Annotated in this window: 16 protein-coding genes and 1 pseudogene; 11 read left to right on the top strand and 6 right to left on the bottom strand. The window is 68.2% G+C overall.

The genetic code is table 11. The annotated features are described in order from the left end of the window. Positions 1 to 172, bottom strand: a pseudogene (locus CY652_RS24975) (nitrate ABC transporter ATP-binding protein); the annotation flags it as partial. 355 nt (positions 173 to 527) lie between these two features. Here CY652_RS24975 and CY652_RS22050 point away from each other — a divergent pair. After that, positions 528 to 2,201 carry a GGDEF domain-containing protein gene (locus tag CY652_RS22050; RefSeq protein ID WP_102132849.1) on the top strand — a complete coding sequence of 558 codons (1,674 nt, stop codon included), beginning with the start codon at positions 528 to 530 and terminating at the stop codon, positions 2,199 to 2,201. A 109-nt stretch (positions 2,202 to 2,310) separates the two neighbouring features. Further along, positions 2,311 to 2,577 (top strand): double-stranded DNA-specific endonuclease, encoded by a 267-nt coding sequence (locus CY652_RS22045; RefSeq protein WP_102132850.1) that lies wholly within the window; start codon positions 2,311 to 2,313, stop codon positions 2,575 to 2,577. A 28-nt stretch (positions 2,578 to 2,605) separates the two neighbouring features. Here the strand turns inward: CY652_RS22045 and CY652_RS22040 are convergent, their stop codons facing one another. Further along, positions 2,606 to 3,928: an ATP-binding protein gene (locus CY652_RS22040; RefSeq protein WP_102132848.1), complete on the bottom strand. Its 1,323-nt coding sequence runs from the start codon at positions 3,926 to 3,928 to the stop codon at positions 2,606 to 2,608. Next, a complete protein-coding gene (locus CY652_RS22035) occupies positions 3,912 to 4,643 on the bottom strand; it encodes a response regulator (protein ID WP_102132847.1) in 732 nt (243 codons plus the stop codon). Before CY652_RS22035 ends, CY652_RS22040 begins: the two co-directional genes overlap by 17 nt. 239 nt (positions 4,644 to 4,882) lie before the next feature. Between CY652_RS22035 and CY652_RS22030 the strand changes: the two genes are divergently transcribed. From CY652_RS22030 to CY652_RS22010, 5 genes are all read left to right on the top strand, one after another. Continuing rightward, positions 4,883 to 5,425: a periplasmic heavy metal sensor gene (locus CY652_RS22030; RefSeq protein ID WP_102132846.1), complete on the top strand. Its 543-nt coding sequence runs from the start codon at positions 4,883 to 4,885 to the stop codon at positions 5,423 to 5,425. 511 nt (positions 5,426 to 5,936) lie between these two features. Next, positions 5,937 to 6,626: an ABC transporter permease gene (locus tag CY652_RS22025; RefSeq protein ID WP_102132845.1), complete on the top strand. Its 690-nt coding sequence runs from the start codon at positions 5,937 to 5,939 to the stop codon at positions 6,624 to 6,626. A 10-nt stretch (positions 6,627 to 6,636) separates the two neighbouring features. Continuing rightward, positions 6,637 to 7,350 carry an ABC transporter permease gene (locus tag CY652_RS22020; RefSeq protein ID WP_102132844.1) on the top strand — a complete coding sequence of 238 codons (714 nt, stop codon included), beginning with the start codon at positions 6,637 to 6,639 and terminating at the stop codon, positions 7,348 to 7,350. Positions 7,351 to 7,369: 19 nt separating this feature from the next. Then, the gene (locus tag CY652_RS22015; protein WP_102132843.1) at positions 7,370 to 8,152 is read left to right on the top strand and encodes an ABC transporter ATP-binding protein; all 783 of its coding nucleotides are present in this window, start codon (positions 7,370 to 7,372) and stop codon (positions 8,150 to 8,152) included. A 519-nt stretch (positions 8,153 to 8,671) separates the two neighbouring features. Then, positions 8,672 to 9,787 carry a porin gene (locus CY652_RS22010; RefSeq protein ID WP_102132842.1) on the top strand — a complete coding sequence of 372 codons (1,116 nt, stop codon included), beginning with the start codon at positions 8,672 to 8,674 and terminating at the stop codon, positions 9,785 to 9,787. 150 nt (positions 9,788 to 9,937) lie between these two features. Here CY652_RS22010 and CY652_RS22005 read toward each other — a convergent pair whose 3' ends face one another. Both CY652_RS22005 and CY652_RS22000 read right to left on the bottom strand, forming a co-directional pair. Beyond that, on the bottom strand, positions 9,938 to 10,276 hold the full coding sequence (locus CY652_RS22005) for a P-II family nitrogen regulator (protein WP_102132841.1): 339 nt from the start codon (positions 10,274 to 10,276) through the stop codon (positions 9,938 to 9,940). A 109-nt stretch (positions 10,277 to 10,385) separates the two neighbouring features. Continuing rightward, positions 10,386 to 12,440, bottom strand: a complete 2,055-nt coding sequence (locus tag CY652_RS22000; RefSeq protein ID WP_102132840.1) for an NAD(+) synthase — start codon at positions 12,438 to 12,440, stop codon at positions 10,386 to 10,388. A gap of 204 nt (positions 12,441 to 12,644) precedes the next feature. On the opposite strand from CY652_RS22000, the gene CY652_RS21995 reads away from it, so the two are divergent. The 4 genes from CY652_RS21995 (at position 12,645) to treF (ending at position 16,884) form a co-directional block, all read left to right on the top strand. Next, entirely contained in the window at positions 12,645 to 13,820 is a 1,176-nt protein-coding gene (locus CY652_RS21995; RefSeq protein ID WP_102132839.1) for a GNAT family N-acetyltransferase, read from the top strand. A 76-nt stretch (positions 13,821 to 13,896) separates the two neighbouring features. After that, positions 13,897 to 14,205 carry a GIY-YIG nuclease family protein gene (locus CY652_RS21990; RefSeq protein WP_102132838.1) on the top strand — a complete coding sequence of 103 codons (309 nt, stop codon included), beginning with the start codon at positions 13,897 to 13,899 and terminating at the stop codon, positions 14,203 to 14,205. A 292-nt stretch (positions 14,206 to 14,497) separates the two neighbouring features. After that, positions 14,498 to 15,265 (top strand): SDR family NAD(P)-dependent oxidoreductase, encoded by a 768-nt coding sequence (locus CY652_RS21985; protein WP_102132837.1) that lies wholly within the window; start codon positions 14,498 to 14,500, stop codon positions 15,263 to 15,265. Between the two features lie 2 nt (positions 15,266 to 15,267). Beyond that, positions 15,268 to 16,884 (top strand): alpha,alpha-trehalase TreF, encoded by a 1,617-nt coding sequence (gene treF, locus CY652_RS21980; RefSeq protein ID WP_102132836.1) that lies wholly within the window; start codon positions 15,268 to 15,270, stop codon positions 16,882 to 16,884. Positions 16,885 to 17,001: 117 nt separating this feature from the next. Here treF and ppa read toward each other — a convergent pair whose 3' ends face one another. After that, positions 17,002 to 17,529 carry an inorganic diphosphatase gene (ppa, locus tag CY652_RS21975; RefSeq protein WP_102132835.1) on the bottom strand — a complete coding sequence of 176 codons (528 nt, stop codon included), beginning with the start codon at positions 17,527 to 17,529 and terminating at the stop codon, positions 17,002 to 17,004. Positions 17,530 to 17,602 lie beyond the last annotated feature (73 nt).

The following is a 17,602-nucleotide window of genomic DNA, read 5'->3' as shown; positions in this document are numbered from 1 at the left end:
CCACGATCTCCCCCTCGCGCAGCGACAGGTTCACCCCGTCGAGCACCAGCAGCTCCCCCTGGCTCTTGTCGAAGCCCCGGCGCACCGCCTTCACCTCCAGGATTTCCCGGCCCGACCGGGGGGCCGTCTGCGCGTCGGCCGGCGCGGGACTCACTGTCTTGAGGGTTTGCATGGCGTTGGACCCGATGTCACGGTTGCACAGGATATCTCGCTGACCGGCCGGCACGATCGGTATGCGGCGTGCGAAGCCGCGCGAACGCGATGCCGGAAACGGCCAGCCGGTTTCCGCGATTTGAACCGCCCGACACTACTACAACCTGCATGACCGACACAATCCTGGCCGGCGCCGCGTTCGCGCGATCGTCCCCGTTCCGCCCGGACGCACAGCGGTCGGCCCCCTTCGGACGGGGTTAGAATCGACTCCCGGCAAGCCTTGCCGACCATCGCGTCGGTTCGCGCCCCGCCGCACCGGTTCGACGGATGCTTCGTCCGCGCCGGCCCCACCCCCGACACGGATCAAAAGGTCGATGAACAGGAGAGTCTTGCGCCAGGCAGCCGGCTACGCCGGCATCGTGCTGATCGCGCTCGCCTGCTGGTTCGCCGCCAGGCTCATCGCCGACCGGATGGTGCGGCAGGAATTCGGCGCGGCGTTGGCGGCCCAGCGGCAGATCTCGCGCTCCGTCGTCGACAACATGGCCGAGGTGATCGCGAGCGACCTCGCGATGTCGCGTGCCATCCCGCAGACGATGGCCCAGACCGACGTGATCGAACGCGCGCTCGCCCTCTCCGCGCGCGACACGCCCGCCGGCACGGAGTCGGTGCGGCGCGCGAGCCTGCTGAAAGTGCCCGAATTCGCCGCCGTCGACGCGTTCCTGCACGACGCGCAGGGCTTCTCCGGACTCGACGCCATCTGGATCGTCAACGGCAACGGCCTGTGTATCGCGTCGAGCAACGCGGGCGAACGGATGTCGTACGTCGGCCTCGACCTGCGCACCACGCCCTATCTCGCCAACACGCTGCTCGGCGCGTTCGCCGAAACCTATGGCGTGGGCGGCGCCAGCGGCGAGCCCGGCATCTTCATCGCCGCGCCTGTCTACGACGACGGCCTGCTGGTCGGCGCCGTCGTCGCGAGGATCGGCATCACGCGGCTACGGCACTGGGTCACGCATCCGGGCAGCTTCGTCGCCGACAGCAACGGCGTCGTCATCATGGCGCACGACAGCGCGTCCGAGGGGCTTGCGCTGCCCAACTCGCGCGTCTCGGAGATGAACGCGGTCGACCGCGTGAGCACCTATCTGCGTGAACGCTTCGCCCGGCTCGCGCTGCGGCCCGCCACCGCCGACATTCTCCGCCAGGCGCCGTGGCTCCCGCCCGACGAAACGAGCCACATGGTCGAGATGCCGGGACTCGACGCGCCGGCGCTCTACGAAGTCCGTAACGGGCTGAATTCCGGCCTGTCCGCCCATCTCGTCGATCCGCTCGCCGCATGGCCCGAGCTGCTGGCAAACCACCGCCGCGACGAGGCGCTGATTTTCCTCACGCTGATCGGCGCGGCCACGCTCGCCGGCGTCATCACGGTTTCGTGGGTGCGCGAGCGCAGCCTGCACCGCGCCACGCGCAACCTGGCCGAGCAGTTGCAAGCCGCCAACGCGCTGCTCGCGGCCGAGGCGCGCGTCGACGCCCTGACGGGCGCGCTCTCGCGACGCTATTTCCTCGACCTGCTGCGCCGCGAAATCGAGCGCGCCCGTGCCGCCGGCGAGCCCCTGTGCATGGCGATCGCCGATCTCGACTACTTCAAGCAGATCAACGACCGCTTCGGCCACCCGACCGGCGACCGCGCGCTGCGGCATTTCGCCGACACCTGCCGCGCCGGGCTGCGTAACGACGACGCAGTCGGCCGGCTCGGCGGCGAGGAGTTCGGCATCCTGCTGCCGTCCACGGGGCTCGCGGCCGGACTCGAAGTCGTCGAGCGGCTGCGTCATCAGGTCAGGGCCACCCCCTGCCCCGACTTGCCGCCCGAGGCGAACCTGAGCGTGAGCATCGGCATTACCGAACTGGCCGCGCAGGACTTGCCCGAGCGCCTGATGAGCCGCGCCGACCTCGCGCTCTACCTGGCGAAATCGGACGGCCGCGACTGCTGCCGGGCCATGCCGCCCGACGACACCATGCCGCCCGCGCGCGAGGCGGCCGCCACCTGGTAGCGCCGGAGCGGCGCCCGGTATCGCCGCCCGCTTCGGTCCGAAGATCGCCGAAGACGCACCGCGCGGTATCATGGGCGCTGCCCGATACGCTCAAACGATGGAGACATGCATGAAAGGAAATCTGGTCATTGTCTGCCGCGATCAGGATGCTGACGCGTTCGACCATTTGATGGTCGAGTACGGCGCGTTCCAGACACGCCTGTCGTCGACCACGTGGTACTTGAAGCTCGATGCCGCGCCCGAGCTCATTCAGGAGGAAATTCTCGCCCGCCTCGGCAGGTACACGACGCACTACATTTTCGAGGCGGGCAGCGTCACCTACAACACGATCGACAGCGACGCGGCCACGGCGCTCGACGCGCTGTTCGCGGCCTGACGGGGACAGGTCGCGCGCGGGCAGCCCGTCACCAGACGCTCGCGGCCGTTTCGGTCACCGTCTTGCGCAGCGAGACGCCGAACGGGAAATGCATCTGCACGCGCAGCCCGCCGTCCTCGCAATTGCCGATCTTCCATTCGCCGCCGGCGCGACGCACGAGACGCTCGACGATCGCCAGCCCGAGTCCGCTATGGCCGTTGCCGCCGCGCGCCGGATCGAGACGCACGAACGGCCGGCTCGCGCGCACGAGATCGTCTTCGGCGATCCCCTTGCCGTGGTCGCGCACCGAGAGGGAGAAGCCGGTGGCGTCGCGCCGCGTCTCGACGACCACGGGCGGCACGCCGTAGGCGTGGGCGTTGTCGAGCAGATTGGACACCACGCGCTCGAGCGTGGCGGCGGGCAGACAAAACTCCGGCCCAGCGCCCGGCAGAACCTGCACGCTCCCCGCTTCGCCGCCCACCGCGCGATAGCCCCGCGCGACCCGCTCGCATAGTTCATCCACGGAGATCGGCTCGCTACGATCGGCGCCGTCGTGCGCGAACGCGAGGAACTGGTCGACGATGTGAGCCATCGAGTCGACGTCGCGCACGACGCCGTCGCGAATCTTCGCCTCGTCCATCATCTCGGCGCGCAGCCGCAGCCGCGCGAGCGGCGTCTTCAGGTCGTGGGCCACCCCGGCCAGCATCACGGCGCGATCGTTCTCGTTGCGCGCGACTTCCTGCACCATCTGGTTGAACCCGTGCGTGAGCAGCCGCAGCTCGCGCGGGCCGCGCTCGGGCAAGGGCGGCACGGGCAGGCCGCGCCCGAAGCGCGTCACGGCCTGGGCCAGCGAGCGCAGCGGCTGCTGCAACTGCCAGGCGGCGACGAGCGCCGCGATCAACGCGGCCGAGAAAATGATGATGAACCACGGCACGAGCTTGTCGGCAGGCCGCAAAAGCCGCAGCGGCTGCACCGGCACGACGATCCAGCGGGCGTCGGTCGGGCCGCGCACCCACAGCGTCGGCGGCCGGCCCGGCGGCCCGGCGCGCACGTCGGTCCTGGGCGGCATCCGATCGCGCACGTCCTCGACGAAGCGGCGCAGCGGACGCGGCGTGTGCTCGCCGTTGACGGGCACGGTCGGGCTGGCCGGATCGACGAGCTGCACGCGCGACGGCAGCGGCTGATCGGGGTCGTGGGCGACGTGCTGGCGCACGGCTTCGACGAGGAACGTCGCCTCCTCGACCGCATAGCGGTTCTGCAACTGGCTGTGCTCGAGATGCATGAGCGCGAACCACGCGACGTGCGAGATCAGCAGCACGCCGACGAAGAGCAGCGACAGCCGCCCGAATAGCGAATCAGCCGGCTTGCGCATGGGCGTTCTGCTCGCCGTCCGGCACGAACACGTAGCCCCGGCCGCGGACGGTCTGGATGATGCGGGGTGCGGAAGGATCGGTTTCGAGAATGCGCCGCAACCGCCAGACCTGCACGTCGATGCCGCGGTCCGTGCCGTCGTATTCGGGGCCGTGCAGCAGCTCGAGCAGGCGCTCGCGGGTCAGCGTGCGCATCGGGTGGTTGACGAAGATCTTGAGCAGTGCGAACTCGCTGCCCGACAGCATGAGGGGCTTGCCCTCCTGGTGCAGCGTGCGCGACTGGAAGTCGAGCGTGAAGCGGCCGAACGTGAACGGCTCGCGCTGTTCGGGCGCGGCGGCCGAGGGCAGCGTGCGGCGCCGGCGCAGCACCGCCTGCACGCGCGCGAGCAGCTCGCGCGGGTTGAACGGCTTGCCGAGATAGTCGTCCGCGCCGAGTTCGAGGCCGACGATGCGGTCCACGTCGTCGGCCCGCGCCGTCAGCATGATGACCGGAATGTCGTCGCCGGACGCGCGCAGCCGGCGCAGCGCGGTCAGCCCGTCCACGCCCGGCATCATCAGATCGAGCACGATCAGGTCCGGGCGCTCGCGCTCGAGCCGCCGCTCCAGCGAGCCGGCGTCGTGAAGCACGGACACCTCCATCCCCTGCCGCGCCAGGTAATCGCGCAGCAGGTCGCGCAGTTCGACGTCGTCGTCGACGACCAGAATTTGAGTAGCCATGGGCGGAAGTGTAGCGCGCGCCGGTCCGCCGATTATTCCAGCCGGCCGGGCTTGAGTTACCAGGTGTTACCGCGAAAGCGGTGTGTAATGTGGCGTAACCACAATGGCGCGGGCCGTAACACGATCCTGCCCCGGCTCTTTTACGCTATGGGCACTGGCAGCATCAATGGTCCGGCTCCACGCCGATGGACGGAACGCTGGCCGGAACTCTCTACACGGATCGCTCAGGAGAATCGTCAATGTATAAAAGAACTTCCCGTTTTCTGGCCGTCGCCGCCGCCTCGCTGGCGCTCTCGATGGGCGTCGCACATGCGCAGACGCCGGCCAGCGACGCTCACGCTCACGGCGGCCACGGCCCGCATCACGGCGGGTTCATGCGGCATCTACAGCAACTTCACGATCAACTGCACCTGAACGCCGACGAGGAAAAGCTGTGGCAAACCGCGCTCACCACGATGAAGCAGGATCATGAGGCCGCGCACGCCAACCACCAGCAGTTCAGGCAGCAGTTCGACACGCTGCGGCAACAGCCGATTCTCGACCTGAACGCGCTCCACGATGCGCGCCAGCATCTCGAGCAGCAGGACGCCCAACTGCGCGAACAGACGGCTACGGCCTGGCTTGCGTTCTACAACAGCCTGAACGACCAGCAAAAGACGACGGTCAGCACGGCCCTGAAGGCGCGCTTCGCGAAGATGGAGCAGCGCCGCGAGCGGATGCGCCAGCACTGGCAGCATCGCCACCCCGACCACGGCGGGGCATCGGCGCCGGCCGCCCAGTAAATCCCGCCGAAGCGGCGCGCCTCGCGCGCGCCGCCGGCCAGCCAGGGCGCACCGCCCCGGCAGACGGCCCGCCCGATCCAGCCGCCACGGACGACGATCCGCGGCGGCTTTTTTGCGCCCGTGTTGCGCCCGCGCCTCGTCATGACCGGACAACGGAGAAGCGCGGGCCGCGCCGTCGATCTCGCCGCCTCCCGGAGCACGTTCCGCCTCCGCCTGACCGGCGCCTCTCCCCGCTTCGGGTAAAATACTGCCCTTTTCGGCCCGCGCGCCGCCGCCACGGCGGTCCGACGGGCAGAGGGAGTGAGGGGAGGCGCGCCGCGAATGGCCGGAAAGGCCGCGCGGGCCGCATTTTTGTCTGTCTAGAATGGCGGCGGTCGAACGGCCAATCACCGGAACGACCCGCGCCGCCAAACGGGGCTTGCCGCCCCGGGCGTGCCGGGAGGCCCGGAACCGGCGGCATCGGTCGCGCAACGGAACGACGCGGCGTCCCCATCGTCAAGGATTCACCACCATGCTGCTTCAAGGCTATGGCCCGCTGATCCTCGCGGGCACCTGGGAGACCGTCAAGCTCGCGGTGCTCTCGCTCGCGCTGTCGTTCGCGCTCGGGCTGATCGGCGCCGCGGCGAAGCTCTCGAAAAACCGCATCGTGCAGGGCGCGGGCACGCTCTACACGACGCTGATCCGCGGCGTGCCCGACCTCGTGCTGATGCTGCTGCTCTTCTACGGCATCCAGATCTGGCTGAACGACCTGACCGACCTGCTCGGCTGGGACGAGATCGACATCGACCCGTTCGTGGCCGGCGTGATCGTGCTCGGCTTCATTTACGGCGCCTATTTCGCCGAGACCTTCCGCGGCGCGATCCTCGCGGTGCCGCGCGGCCAGCTCGAAGCCGGCCACGCCTACGGCATGACGAACTGGCAGGTGTTCTCGCGCGTGATGTTCCCGCAGATGATGCGCTTCGCGCTGCCCGGCATCGGCAACAACTGGCAGGTGCTCGTGAAGTCGACGGCGCTCGTCTCCATCATCGGCCTCGCGGACGTCGTCAAGGCCACCCAGGACGCGGGCAAGGGCACGCTGCGCCTGTTCTTCTTCACGCTGCTCGCCGGCGCGATCTACCTCGTCATCACGACGGTCTCGAACTTCGTCCTCATGTACCTCGACCGACGCTACTCGACCGGCGTGCGCCAGGCGGATCTCTGAAGGCGGCCCCATGCTCGAACTGATCCAGCAATACTGGCGCAACTATCTCTACACCGACGGCTATCACCTGACCGGCGTCGTCGTCACGCTGTGGCTGCTCGTCGTCTCGATCGGGCTCGGCTTCTGCCTGTCGGTGCCGCTCGCCGTCGCGCGCGTCTCGAAGAAGAAGTGGCTCTCGGGCCTCGTCTGGCTCTATACCTACGTGTTCCGCGGCACGCCGCTCTACGTGCAGCTCCTCGTCTGCTACAGCGGGCTCTACAGCCTCGACGCGATCCGCGACCACGCGCTCACCAACGCGTTCTTCCGCGAGGGCATGAACTGCACGCTGCTGGCCTTCACGCTGAACACCTGCGCCTATACGACCGAGATCTTCGCCGGCGCGATCCGGGCAACGCCCTACGGCGAGATCGAAGCGGCGCGCGCCTACGGCATGTCGCCGTTCACGCTGTACCGGCGCATCATCCTGCCCTCGGCGCTGCGCCGCGCGCTGCCGTACTACAGCAACGAGGTCATCCTGATGCTGCACGCGACCACGGTCGCGTTCACGGCCACGGTGCCCGACATTCTGAAAATCGCGCGCGACGTCAATTCGGCGACCTACCAGTCGTTCGGCGCGTTCGGCATCGCCGCGCTGCTCTACCTCATCATTTCGTTCACGCTCGTCGGGCTGTTCCGCCGCGCCGAGCGCCGCTGGCTCGCCTACCTGCGGCCGGCCGGCAAGTGAGCCCGCCCCGAGGACCTCGATGAATTCCCAGAAGCAGAAGCTCTTCGTCGATTCGCTGCACAAACAATACGGCGACCACGAAGTCCTGAAAGGCGTGTCGCTGCGGGCAAACGCCGGCGACGTCATCAGCGTCATCGGCTCGTCGGGCTCAGGCAAAAGCACGATGCTGCGCTGCATCAACTTTCTCGAGCAGCCGAATGCCGGCCGCATCTTCGTCGACGGCGAGGAAGTGCGCACGCGCGCCGACGCGCGCACGGGCGCCCTGCACGTGGCCGACCCGAAGCAGTTGCAGCGCGTGCGCACGAAGCTCGCGATGGTGTTCCAGCACTTCAACCTGTGGTCGCACATGACCGTGCTCGAAAACGTCGTCGAGGCGCCCGTGCACGTGCTCGGCATCGGGCGGCGCGAGGCCGCGGAGCGCGCGCGCACCTATCTGGAGAAGGTCGGCCTCGCGCCCCGCGTCGAAAAGCAGTATCCGTCGCACCTCTCGGGCGGCCAGCAGCAGCGCGTCGCCATCGCGCGCGCGCTCGCGATGCAGCCGGACGTGATGCTGTTCGACGAGCCGACCTCGGCGCTCGACCCCGAGCTCGTCGGCGAGGTGCTGAAGGTCATGCAGACGCTCGCCGAGGAAGGCCGCACGATGGTCGTCGTCACCCACGAAATGGCCTTCGCGCGCAACGTGTCGAGCCACGTCATGTTCCTGCACCAGGGGCGCGTCGAGGAAGAAGGCAAGCCGGCCGACGTGTTCGGCAACCCCAGCAGCGAGCGCCTGCGGCAATTCCTCTCCGGCAGTCTCAAATAGAGTCGCCGCCGCCGTCTCCGCCCGCGTCCGGGCGGAGACGGCGCGCTTCGTCCGGCACTTCCCCCTCCCCGTCCCTGTCGCGACGGCCCGCGCCGCCGCGTCGTCCGCCGCCTTACCCGCGGCGCTCATGCGCGTCAATAGTGGCAACCCTGACCGCCCCGCTCGAACCCGCAAGCGCCTTGCCGCGCCGCGCTCTGGCCGTACCGCAATTTGACGATCCCCTCCAGCCGGCTTGCGAACCTGTTCCCACATTCTGACTTTTTTGCTAGATTAGTAGCTAGAGTAGCTAAACGATAGTTATAAAAAGTAGTTTAATTCCAAATCACGGGAGACACCCATCCACTGGCGGTCAGACAATGCGGCCCGCCGGCGGCCCGGCACACCTTTGTCGGGACGGCGGCCCGCATGGTCCGCTCACGGCCCATCACTCCCGCACCGCAGTTTTCGTCCGCAGCGCCGACGGCGACCGGACATCTTTAGTAGTGCCATATGAAATCTCAAAGGGTTCAGGAGGAGAACATGAAAAAAACGTTGTTCGCAGCCGCCTTGATGTCGGCCTGCGCGGCCGCGCAGGCGCAAAGCAGCGTGACGCTGTACGGCCGGATCGACGCCGGCGTCGAATACATGAACGGCTTGCCCAACAACGCCGGCACCGGCTCGACTTCGCGCTGGCGTCAGGAGAGCGGCGACTGGGGCACGAGCCTTTGGGGCCTCAAGGGCAGCGAGGACCTGGGCGGCGGCACCAAAGCAGTCTTCCAGCTCGAAGGCGCGTTCAGCGCGGCAACCGGCTCGCTCGGCCTGAACGGCACGCTCTTCGACCGGATCGCCGACGTCGGCCTCGCCAACAACACGTTCGGCACGGTCCTGCTCGGCCGGCAGTTGCAGATCGCCAACGGCGACTGGGACTTCGACCCGTTCGGTCAGTCGAACTGGTCCTCGGCCTCGCTCGTGCGCGGTCGCAACTGGGAACACACGAGCAACAACGTGTCGTACCAGTCGCCGAAGATCGACGGCTTCGACGTCTACGGCCAGTACGGCCTGTCGAACACGACCAACTGGAACGCGGCGCCCGGCGCCGCGACGGGCCGCACCGACGGCCTCCAGCTCACCTATACGAGCGCGCTGTTCCAGGTCCGCGGCATCTACGACGAAATCCGCGACCCGTCGAACGGCCTGCTCGACAACGTGTTCGAGGCCTCGCGCGAATACTTCCTCGGCGCGAACCTGTTCCTCGGCCCCGTCAAAGTGCAGGCGGCGTACACGGCCGAACGCACCTCGGGCATCACCGCGAGCACGGCCGGCACGCCGACGACGGCGGACATGGAATGGGGCGGCGTGACGTGGCAGGCCACACCGGCCGCGGCGATCATCGGCGCCGTCTATCACATCAACGCGAACAACGGCGCCGGCAACGCGACCATCTATACGGTCGGCGGCTCGTACAACCTGTCCAAACGCACGCTGCTCGACATCCAGATCGCCACGGCGCGCAACAGCAGGACGGCCAACTTCGGCCTCGACGCCAACGCGCCCGGCCCCGGCGGACTCAACCCCGCGACCGGCGCGTACGACGAGAATCCGGTCCCGGGCCACAGCCAGAGCGGCGTCTACGCCGGCATCCAGCATCTGTTCTAGGAAATTCGGGGGTCCGGGCAGTACCCGGCGAACGACGCTCGACTCTTTTGTCGTTTTATTTCACGCTGCCGGGAAAAGCCTGCGAGAAGCGATGTCGGTGCGCTACCCGTTCCGGGTGCGCACCGTTTTTCAATTTCGCGGACGGGGGAATTACACCGCCGCTTCGTTTTCCTCGCCGGTGCGGATGCGGATGACGCGCTCGACGTCGGAGACGAAAATCTTGCCGTCGCCGATCTTGCCCGTGCGCGCCGCGCCGATGATCGCGTCGATCACCTGGTCGGCCTGATCGCCCGAGACGACGACCTCGATCTTCACCTTGGGCAGGAAATCGACCACGTATTCGGCGCCGCGGTAGAGCTCGGTGTGGCCTTTCTGGCGCCCGAAGCCCTTGACCTCGGTGACGGTCAAGCCGGTCAGGCCGACTTCCGCGAGCGCCTCGCGCACTTCGTCGAGCTTGAAAGGTTTGATGATGGCGGTAATGCGTTTCATGGCAATCCTCGTCCCGTGTCGGGTCGGTCGAAAAGAAAAAGAAAGGTCAGGTCGATTCTACGATGCGCGCCGTGCCGTCGGACTGCCGACGGGCCGCGAGCCGGCGAGGCTAGTCCTTCGGCACCCGCTCGAGGTCGGCCAGCCACAGCGTCGATTCGGAATCGCTCGGCGCGCGCCAGTCCCCGCGCGGCGAGAGCGAGCCGCCCGAGCCGACCTTCGGCGCGTTGGGAATGCACGAGCGCTTGAACTGGCTCGTGCGGAAAAAGCGGTCGATGAAGATCGCGAGATTGCGCCGGATCGCGGCCAGGTCGTATTCGTTGCGCGCCACGTGCGCGTCCTCGGGCCAGCCGCCAGCCGTGCGGTCGCCCCAGGCGGCGAGCGCGAGGAACGCCACCTTCGCGGGCGCGAAGCCGAACCGCAGGATGTAGTAGAGGTTGAAGTCCTGCAGTTCGTACGGGCCGATCACGCTCTCGGTCTTCTGCTCGGGCGCGCCGTTCGCCTTGCCCGGAATCAGCTCGGGGCTGATGTCCGTGCCGAGGATCGCCTCGAGCACCTCCGAGCCGCTGCCGCCGATCTGCCCCGTCTCCGCGACCCAGCGCACGAGATGGGCGATGAGCGTCTTCGGCACGCTCGCGTTCACGTTGTAATGCGACATGTGATCGCCGACGCCGTAGGTGCACCAGCCGAGCGCCAGCTCGGAGAGGTCGCCCGTGCCGATCACGATGGCCTGGTTGAAGTTCGCGAGACGGAACAGATGGTTGGTCCGCTCGCCGGCCTGCACGTTCTCGAACGTGACGTCGTAGGTTTCGGTGCCGGCCGCGTAGGGATGGCCGAGGTCCTCGAGCATCTGCCGGCAGCTCGGACGAATGTCAATCTCGGAGGCCGTGCAGCCGACTACTTCCATCAGTTGTCGCGCCTGGCGCAGCGTGCGCTCGCTCGTCGCGAACCCCGGCATCGTATAGGCGAGGATGTTCGCGCGCGGCAGCCCGAGCCGATCCATCGCCTTCGCGCAGACGAGCAGCGCGTGCGTCGAGTCGAGCCCGCCCGACACGCCGATCACGACCTTCTTCATGCCGCTCGCCGAAAGCCGCTGCACGAGCGCCTGGACCTGGATGTTGTAGACCTCGTTGCAACGCTCGTCGCGCCGCTTCGAGTCGGCCGGCACGTAGGGAAAGCGCTCGACGCCGCGCGCGAGCGGCAGACGCTCCGCGCGCGAAGGCTCGACGTCGCAGCAGATCACGCGGAACTTCGACACGTCGTCGGCATGGCGACGCACCGAGTCGCCGAACGTGGTCAGCCGGATGCGTTCCTGCGACAGCCGTTCGAGGTCGACGTCGGCGTAGATCAGATGCGAGTCGCCGAGGAAGCGTTCGGACTGCGCGAGCAGTTCGCCGTTCTCGTAGATGACGGCCTGGCCGTCCCAGGCGAGGTCGGTCGACGATTCGCCCTGGCCCGCCGACGTATAAAGGTACGCGGCGAGGCAGCGCGCCGATTGCTGGCCGACGAGCTGGTGACGGTAGTTCGACTTGCCGACCACGACGTTCGAGGCCGACAGGTTGACGAGCACGGTCGCGCCCGCGAGCGAGGCGAACGACGACGGCGGCACCGGCACCCAGAGGTCCTCGCAGATCTCGACGTGAAAGCGGAAGAACGGGATCGCCGGCATGTCGAAGACGAGCGCCGCGCCGAACGGCACGTCCTCGCCGAAGAGGCGCACGGTATCGGCGCTCGCGGCCTCGGCCGGGCTGAACTGGCGCGCCTCGTAGAACTCGCTGTAATTGGGCAGATAGCTCTTGGGCACGACGCCGAGCACGCGCCCGCCCGCCACCACCGCCGCGCAGTTGAAGAGCGTGTGCCCGACGCGCAGCGGCAGGCCGACGAGCAGCGCGAGCGGCAGCGACGCCGACTCGGCGGCGATCTGTGCGAGCGCATGCTCGCAGGCGTCGAGGAGCGCCTTCTGATGGAACAGGTCTTCGCAGGTGTAGGCCGGCAGGCCGAGCTCGGGAAACGCGACGAGCACGGCGCCGTTTTGCGCGGCCTCGCGCGCGAGCGCGAGGGTCTGCTGCGCGTTGAATGCCGGATCGGCGACGCGGCAGCGCGGCACGCCGACGGCGACGCGCGCGAAGCCGTGCGTGTAGAGATTGAAGAAGCGCTCTGTCGTCATGTTCGTAGCCTCGATGCCATGCCCGATCGGGACGTTTGCATTACCATGACCGTTCGCCGCCGCACCCGGCGGACGGGATGCCTCCCCGGCGCCCGCCGTCACGCTTCGGCGAGAGCCGCCCCGCGTGAGTCTGCCGCGCGGAACCCGTCGCGATGCACGACACCGTGCGCGTCGAACGAATTGCAACCGAAACGGTCACGCAGATTGAATCAGGAACGCCTCGATTATCGCACGGGCATTCTCGGCTCACCGCTCGAGGTCGACGCCGCCGAATGGAACGCGCTGCTCGCGCAGCAAGCCCAGCCGACCCCCTTCCTGCGCCACGAGTTCCTCGCCGCGCTCTGCACGACGGGCTGCGCGACGGCGCAGACCGGCTGGGCGCCGCAGTTCGTGACGCTGACCGACGCACGCACGGGCCGGCTCGCGGCCGCCGCGCCGGTCTGGCTCAAGAGCCACTCCTACGGCGAATACGTGTTCGACTGGGCCTGGGCCGACGCCTACAAACGCAACGGCCTCGACTACTATCCGAAGCTGCTGTGCGCGGTGCCGTTCACGCCGGTCCAGGGCACGCGCCTGCTCGCCGCGAACGACGCCGCGCGTCGCCAGCTCGCCGCGACGCTCGTCGCGTTCGCGGAGCAGGCCGACGTGTCCTCGCTGCACGTGCTGTTTCCGACCGCCGACGAGACCGCCGCGATGACCGGGCTCGGCATGATGCAGCGCGAGGGCGTGCAGTTCCATTGGCTCAACGACGGCTACCGCGACTTCGACGCCTTCCTCTCGACGCTCGAACAGAAGAAGCGCAAGAACATCCGCGCCGAACGCCGCAAGGTGCACGAGGCCGGCGTCACGCTGCGCCGCGTGCGCGGGGAGGACGCCACCGACGCCGAATGGCGCTTCTTCAACCGCTGCTACCGGCAGACCTATCGCGAGCATTTCTCGACGCCCTACCTGAACCTCGAGTTCTTCCGCGCGATCGGCGAGACGATGCCCGAGAACCTGCTGCTCGTGATCGCCGAGCGCGGCGGCAAGCCGATCGCCAGCTCGCTCGTCGTCTATCAGCGCGGCGAGCACGGCACGGGCGGGACGCTCTACGGCCGCTACTGGGGCGCCCTCGAACACGTGCCCTGCCTGCACTTCGAAACGGCCTACTATCAGCCGCTCGAATTCTGCATCGAGGAGAAGCTGGCCGTGTTCGAGGGCGGCGCGCAGGGCGAGCACAAGATGGCGCGAGGCTTCATGCCGACCGTCACGCGCTCGGCGCACTGGCTCGCGCACCCGGCCTTCGCGGATGCCGTCGCCCGTTTTCTCGAAGACGAGACGAACCACATCCACGCCTACGTCGACGAGCTGCACGAACACAATCCGTTCCGCGACGGCTGAGGCCGCGCCGCTCCCCGCCTTTCTGTGGGACACTGGCGGCCGTGTTCCTTGCCCCACGGGAGCGACGGTCCCGCCCATGCCCTGGTTCCTGTACCTGCTCGAATGCGCCGACGGCAGCATCTACACCGGCATCGCCACCGACGTCGCGGCGCGCTTCGCCCAGCACGCGAGCGGCGCCGGAGCGCGCTACACGCGCTCGCGCAAACCGTTGCGGGTGCTCGCGTCGTTCGAGCTCGCCGATCGCGCCGACGCCTCGCGTGCCGAGTACTGGGTGAAGCGCCTGCCCGCGCGTGAAAAACGCGCGCTGGCCGTCGGCGCGCGTACGCTCGAATCGGTGCTGCCCGCGCGGGCCGAAGCCAGGGCGGACACGCCCGAACCGGCATAGATCCCGCGCGCCACGCCCTCGCTACCACCGGCTTTTTCCGGCTCAGCGCGCCCAAGGCGCCCCCGATGCGCCCCGACGCCTCCGTCAGGCGCGCTACGTGCTACCTCTTCGCGGTGCCGCCTTGCCGGCTCACGATCCGCGTCCGCCCGGACGCGTCTCGCGAGCCGCGACGACAGAAAGACGAAAGGCCCCGAAACCAAAAAGAAAGGCTGGGCGGGCAAATTCGCCTGAACGTTTCGCTATGGCTTGCGGTCGCATCTTTTACCCCAGCAATCCGACTACGGAGAACAGCATGCGAATGGAAAACAGGGTGGCGCTCGTGACCGGCAGCGCCCAGGGCATCGGCCGAGCCGTTGCGGTCCGTCTTGCCCAGGAAGGCGCGAAGGTCATCGTCGAGGACCGCTTCGACAGCGAACTGGCCGAGCAGACGCTCGCCGCCGTGCGCTCGGCCGGCGGCGACGGCTGCGTGATCGCGGGCGACGTGAGCAGCTCGGGCGACGTGCAGCGCGTCGTCGCGGAGGGCATCGCCCGCATGGGGCAGATCGACGTGCTCGTCAACAACGCCGGCGTCGAGCACAACGCCGCGTTCGTCGACGTCACCGAGGACGACTACGACCGCGTGCTCGACGTCAACCTGCGAGGCGCGTTCTTCATCACGCAGGCGTTCGTGCGGCATCTGCGCGACACGCAGCGCGGCGGGCGCATCGTCAACGTGAGCTCGGTGCACGAAGAACTGCCGTTCCCGCACTTCACGAGCTACTGCGCAAGCAAGGGCGGCATGAAGATGATGATGCGCAATCTCGCGGTCGAGCTCGCGCCGCTCGGCATCACGGTCAACAACGTCGCGCCCGGCGCGATCGGCACCGCGATCAACGACAAGCTGCTCAACAACCCCGCGCAGCTCAACGCGCTCATCGGCAACATCCCGCTCAGGCGCCTCGGCACGCCGCTCGACGTCGCGAACGCCGTCCTCTTCCTCGCCTCGCCCGAGGCCGACTACGTCACCGGCACGACGCTCTACGTCGACGGCGGCCTCCTGTGGAACTACTCGGAACAATAAGTATGACGCCCACGAGCAAAGAAGTCCTGTCGAAGGGCGGCAAGGCGCCGGGCGTCGAGCACGTCGCGGCGGCCGACGTGCTGACTCCGGCCGACCGCTACGCGGAACTCTTCGTCGCCGTCCAGACGAGCCGTCTCTTTCCGGACAGCAAGACGTTCGTCGATTGCGTGCCGCTCGCAGCGCCCGGCGAGATCGTGCGCCGCTACCGCGCCGACCACGCGCTGCCCGGCTTCGATCTCGCGCAGTTCGTGCGCGAGCATTTCGCCGCCGAGCCCGTGCCCGAGAGCCATTACGTGGCCGACCCCACGCTCACGCTCGTCGCCCACATCGACGGCCTGTGGGACGTGCTGAGCCGCCGGCCCGCCGGGCACCCGGCCAACGGCTCGCTGCTGCCGCTGCCGCACGACTACGTCGTGCCCGGCGGCCGCTTCAGCGAGATGTACTACTGGGACTCGTACTTCACGATGCTCGGCCTCGCGGAGAGCCGCCGCCACGACCTGCTGCACAGCATGGCCGAGAACTTCTCGTTCATCATCGACACCTACGGGCACATTCCGAACGGCAACCGCTCCTATTACCTGAGCCGCTCGCAGCCGCCCGTGTTCGCGCTGATGATCGACCTGTTCGAAACGCACGGCGTGAAGCCCGCGATCCGCTACCTGCCGCAACTGAAGCGCGAGCACGCGTACTGGATGGAGGGGGCCGAATCGCTCGCGCCGGGCAACGCGTACCGCCACGTCGTGCGCCTGCCCGACGGCGGCCTGCTGAACCGTTACTGGGACGACCGCGACACGCCGCGCGAGGAAGGCTACCTGGAGGACATCACGACGGCGGCCTCGCAGCGCGCCCGCCCGGCCGCCGAGGTGTACCGCAACCTGCGCGCGGGCGCGGCCTCGGGCTGGGACTTCAGCTCGCGCTGGCTCGCCGACCCGAACGACCTCTCGACGATCCGCACCACGGCGATCCTGCCCGTCGACCTGAACAGCCTGCTCTACAAGCTCGAAAAGCAGATCGAAAAGCTGAGCCGCGCAAGCGGCGACGCGGAGACGGCCGACGCGTTCCTCGCCCGCGCGAACGCGCGCCGCGCCGCGATCGACCGCTATCTCTGGAGCGATGCCGAAGGTGCGTTCGTCGACTACGACTGGCAGCTCGGCGAGCAGCGCCGCGAGTTGAGCGCGGCGCTCGCGGCACCGCTCTACGTGGGCCTCGCGACGCCCGAACAGGCGCATCGCACCGCGCGCGCGCTCGAATCGAGACTGCTCGCCGCGGGCGGCATCCGCACGACCGAACAGAAGAGCCCGCAGCAGTGGGACAGCTCGAACGGCTGGGCGCCGCTGCAATGGATGGCCGTGCGCGGGCTGATCCGCTACGGCGAGCGCACGCTCGGGCTCGAAATCGCGCACCGCTGGCTGGCCACGGTCTCGGCCCTCTACGAGCGCGAATGCAAGCTCGTGGAGAAATACGCGCTGCACGCGGACGTCGGCGCGACGGGCGGCAGCGGAGGCGAATATCCGCTGCAGGACGGCTTCGGCTGGACCAACGGCGTGATCCGCAAGCTGCTTCACGAGCATCCGCACCACCGTGCGCATCGCAGCAAGGCCGGCGTGATGCAGCCGTAGCGGGCTTCACCGCGACATAAAAAAAGCCATCGCGGCGAACCCGCGATGGCCTTTTTCGGGCGACTTGCTGCGAAGCCCCGCCAAACCTGCGTCCGGACGGGCGAGCGGCGCGCGAACTTACTTCTTAAAGTTCGCGACGCCTTCGGTGATTTCCTGGTGCGCGGCGTCGATGCCGGCCCAGCCTTCGACCTTGACCCACTTGCCCTTCTCGAGCGCCTTGTACTGCTCGAAGAAGTGCTTGATCTGGTCCTTCAGGTACTCGGGCACGTCGTCCGCCGACTTGATGCCGGCCGTCATCGGGCAGACCTTGTCGTGCGGCACGGCAAGCAGCTTCGCGTCGACGCCCGACTCGTCGGTCATCTTCAGCATGCCGAGCGCGCGGGCGCGCACGACGGAGCCGGCGAGCAGCGGGAACGGCGTGATGACGAGCACGTCGACGGGGTCGCCGTCGCCCGAAAGCGTCTGCGGAATGAAGCCGTAGTTGACCGGGTAGCGCATGCCCGTGCCGACGAACCGGTCGACGACGAGCAGACCGAGGTCCTTGTCGGCCTCGTATTTCACCGGATCGCTTTGCGCCGGAATCTCGATGATGACGTTGAAATCGTGCGGCAGATCCTTGCCGGCGGGGACGTTGCTGAAGCTCATGGGCGTTCTCTGGTAGGGAGGAAATCCGGCGCCTGCGCGAATGCGCGACGACGCGTGCCGAACGATGGCGCAA

The sequence above is a fragment of the Burkholderia sp. WAC0059 genome (assembly GCF_002870125.1).
GTDB lineage: Bacteria > Pseudomonadota > Gammaproteobacteria > Burkholderiales > Burkholderiaceae > Paraburkholderia.
This window is presented reverse-complemented; position numbering and strand designations above follow the sequence as displayed.